Raw genomic sequence first — 3,184 nt, 5'->3', positions numbered from 1 at the left:
GAATAATGGAATGGTATTCTTGTCCGTTTGGAAATACTCCTGTTTTAATTTGTTGCTTCTCCACACCTTTTCTAGTTTTCGCCATTAACTTATGAAGCAGGTCTGTTTGATTAGAATCTAGTTCACCATGTACAGCAAATTTATATCCAAATTCTATGTTTTCGACAGCCTCTAAAAAAATCCCAATCGGATCAATTCGTCTTTCAACAATAAATGTACGAAGATTGCCTTGAAAATCCCTCAATGAAAAAGATTCGATCAATGGCTCTAAATCAATTTCGAGCTCCTCTGCCATGAATTTGTTATAGCACTCCATACAAAATAACTGACTGCCATCTTCCCCATTAAGATGAACCTTCACCTCATTTGAACCACAATGCTCACACTTATTCATATCGTCACCTGCGGGTTTTTCTTCCATTTTATCATAAGCCAATGCACTTCAAACGTTTGCATTCCACAAATTCACAAGCCACTTTCCCGCTAGTTCCCTATATAACAATAATGAAGGAAGTCCGAAAAAAATACAGTTAGCGAGGGATACTCGATGAATTATGTCCAAGAAATGTCTTCATTTTACAATTGGTTGAAATCTAACCCACTCTCTCCGTCAGCAATTACTTTATGGCATGGATTAATGCATATGCAGAATCAGGCTGGCGGGAGTGAGACCTTTTCAGTATCCGAGACGGTGTTGTGTGTGAAAACAAATATATCGGGCCGTACTATACGTAAGGCTAGACAAGAGCTTCAGGAGAAAGGCCGTCTGAATTTTGTTTCAAAGCAGGGAAAATCAGCATTTTATCAAATGATTCCTTTTCACGCTGAGAGTTCATCACCTACACGTCAGCAGCCAGACCAGAATGCTGTGGAAAAGAATCCATCCGTTCAGGTTGAAAAAGAAGAGAAAGAAGCTCCCGCTTGCAAAATAAATTCCGATTTCCCTCGGGGCGTCACAGTGACCATCCCTTTCTGCGTTCCACTTCTCAGGCAGTTACACTTACTTCAATTGTATAATCAAATTTAATTTTTAAAATTCCTTTTGCAATCTTATCTACGTGCCACCACCAATCCTTTAATGGCCTATCGATCTCGGAAAAGTTAATTTCATCTTTTAAAAAATTATAAATCGGTTCTGCCTTGTTTATGAATTTTAGATCATATACTAATAATTTTCGTTTTTGTTCATTGTTTAATAAATTTTTAACACTTTCTAGAAAATCTCTTTCAACAATCACGAATTGATAAAATTCGATTGTACTTGCTCCGAAATCGTCTATATAATCCCCATAATCTTCTATGATACCGTCGATGTTATATTCATTAAGATTCATCCCTCATTACCTCCTTTACTGTTCCTAGATACGTATATCCTCTTTCTTTAGACAAATATACACGATATGGTTTCTTATCAATCATATACGCTGATTCCATTACAGTGTTTTCACCTACTATAACCGTCCATTTTGTTTCTGGATTAGCAAACACATAATAGTTCTGTTCATACCCCTTAAGATAGTACAAGTATGTTTCATTTTCTTTGTCATTAATCATATTAATGATGATGCTCTCATACATCTCTAACGTAAAGTCTGCAGGAATATGACATCTTCTTATTCTTTTTTCTAGATGCTCAATGTCTTTTCCTTTTTTCCAGTTTATACCGTTTTTATTTACTTCATTTATTATATGTCGTATCTTCTCTCTTGTCTCACTATGCACTTTCACTATTCCCTTCTTTACGTTTACGCTATACAGGAAAGACAGGGCGAATTCCTACAAGAGTTACTCTATGAAGCAGCAGAACCTCCCCTATGCTTCTGAAAAATATCAATTTCCAATTTTTGATGGTTCATGTGACGAAATATACTTCTCCCGCTTCTGCTTCATCGTCCCTATATAAAAGTCTAGTATATGGCGAATATCCAAATAACAAGGTGCGATAGGGTATTCATTTTTAAAAAATTGAAAGCTGCTCCATGGATAGAATTCAGGTTTTTTGACCATTTTGGCTTCTACTGGATTTAAATGAATATATTTGCTCACCTCAAGCATTCCTTCTTTATCTTCTATCATTTTGTCATAATAGCGTTTTTCAAACACATGGCCGGTTAAACGATAGCGGGTATTATAATAATTGGCGTAGCGTTTATTGATGAGGGACATGATTTTTGAAAGAGGGACTTCCTTTGAACGGATTTGTAGATGAAAGTGGTTTGTCATTAGGCAGTAAGAGGCGAGTTCAAAGGGGATTTTTTGATGGAGCTGCTCTAAGATATGAAAAAAGGCTAAGAAATCAGTATGGCAGCGAAAAAGCGGATCACGCCGATTGCCCCTACATACAACATGATAGAATTGGTTCGGTACGTAAATTCTTTTCTTATATGGCATTATCTTTTCCCTGCCTTTATTTGTTCTTTGAGAATATTGCCCCGCCGTAGTGTGATTGCCTGCCAAATCGCTTCATCCGTGATGTCCTTGCTGCCTGCTAAATCGGATATCGTTCTGGCCAGCCGGATGACTTTGATTTGCACACGGTTGCTCCAATGTTGTTTGGATGCTACCTGACGAATCATATTCAACTGATGTTCCTGCAAAGGACTCATTTCTAATAACTTCTCAAACGAAACCTTCGCGTTACATACCTGCTTCTGGTACCGTTCATATTGCCTATCCCGAGCCCTTTCTACCCTTTTGCGGATATCGGCAGAGCTCATTCGTTCAACTGCAGGCTGATCTAAATGAACCGATTGTAAAAAAAGCAGGATATCCATCCGATCGGTGACAGGACCGGAGATTTTATTTTGATAGGATTGCACATGCTTGGGAGAGCAGGTGCAATAATGTGAACGGGAACCAAGATAACCGCAAGGGCATGGATTCGTTGCAGCAAGGAGGATGAAGGAACACGGATACGTAACCGTTGACTGCGCCCGGCTGATTGTGACCTTTCCGGATTCCAGCGGCTGGCGCAGCATATCCAACGTTTTTTTCTGGAACTCGGCCATTTCATCTAGGAATAGTACACCGCGATGAGCGAGGGACGCCGTGAGGCTGAATGGATAAAAATACGCAAAATATAGATTAAATAATCCGAGTTTCTACTATTATATAGACCGATTATTCTTAGCCCTTCCCCTTCTATTTCCCCGGTTCACTATTATGGTGAATCTCACTTCATAAA

General features: G+C 38.7%; 5 protein-coding genes and 1 pseudogene. 1 reads left to right on the top strand and 5 read right to left on the bottom strand.

Annotated elements, in window-relative coordinates:
• Positions 1–421: DUF7686 domain-containing protein (locus BQ5321_RS00505; protein ID WP_139187732.1), on the bottom strand; the 421-nt coding region annotated here is incomplete at its 3' end.
• Between the two features lie 126 nt (positions 422–547).
• Here BQ5321_RS00505 and BQ5321_RS00500 point away from each other — a divergent pair.
• Positions 548–1,027, top strand: coding sequence for a helix-turn-helix domain-containing protein (locus BQ5321_RS00500; RefSeq protein WP_071392715.1), 480 nt, complete (start codon positions 548–550; stop codon positions 1,025–1,027).
• On the opposite strand, the gene BQ5321_RS00495 is transcribed toward BQ5321_RS00500, so the two are convergent.
• From BQ5321_RS00495 to BQ5321_RS00480, 4 genes and pseudogenes are all read right to left on the bottom strand, one after another.
• Positions 987–1,334 carry a hypothetical protein gene (locus BQ5321_RS00495; protein ID WP_071392714.1) on the bottom strand — a complete coding sequence of 116 codons (348 nt, stop codon included), beginning with the start codon at positions 1,332–1,334 and terminating at the stop codon, positions 987–989. The two genes, BQ5321_RS00500 and BQ5321_RS00495, sit on opposite strands and share 41 nt — an antisense overlap.
• Positions 1,324–1,728, bottom strand: a complete 405-nt coding sequence (locus BQ5321_RS00490) for a hypothetical protein (RefSeq protein WP_071392713.1) — start codon at positions 1,726–1,728, stop codon at positions 1,324–1,326. Before BQ5321_RS00490 ends, BQ5321_RS00495 begins: the two co-directional genes overlap by 11 nt.
• A 102-nt stretch (positions 1,729–1,830) precedes the next feature.
• Complete coding sequence (locus BQ5321_RS00485) at positions 1,831–2,391, bottom strand: transposase (RefSeq protein WP_071392712.1); 561 nt, start codon at positions 2,389–2,391, stop codon at positions 1,831–1,833.
• Positions 2,391–3,044: pseudogene (locus BQ5321_RS00480) on the bottom strand (ATP-binding protein); the annotation flags it as partial. The pseudogene BQ5321_RS00480 and the gene BQ5321_RS00485, both read right to left, overlap by 1 nt.
• Positions 3,045–3,184 lie beyond the last annotated feature (140 nt).

This window comes from Bacillus tuaregi (assembly GCF_900104575.1).
In the GTDB taxonomy this organism is placed as follows: Bacteria; Bacillota; Bacilli; order Bacillales; family Cytobacillaceae; genus Bacillus_BD; species Bacillus_BD tuaregi.
This window is presented reverse-complemented; position numbering and strand designations above follow the sequence as displayed.

Excerpts from the sequence above, each read along its gene's own strand:
- BQ5321_RS00500 (WP_071392715.1), top strand. The coding sequence starts at position 548 with ATGAATTATGTCCAAGAAATGTCTTCATTTTACAATTGGTTGAAATCT.
- BQ5321_RS00495 (WP_071392714.1), bottom strand. The coding sequence starts at position 1,334 with ATGAATCTTAATGAATATAACATCGACGGTATCATAGAAGATTATGGG.
- BQ5321_RS00485 (WP_071392712.1), bottom strand. The coding sequence starts at position 2,391 with ATGCCATATAAGAAAAGAATTTACGTACCGAACCAATTCTATCATGTT.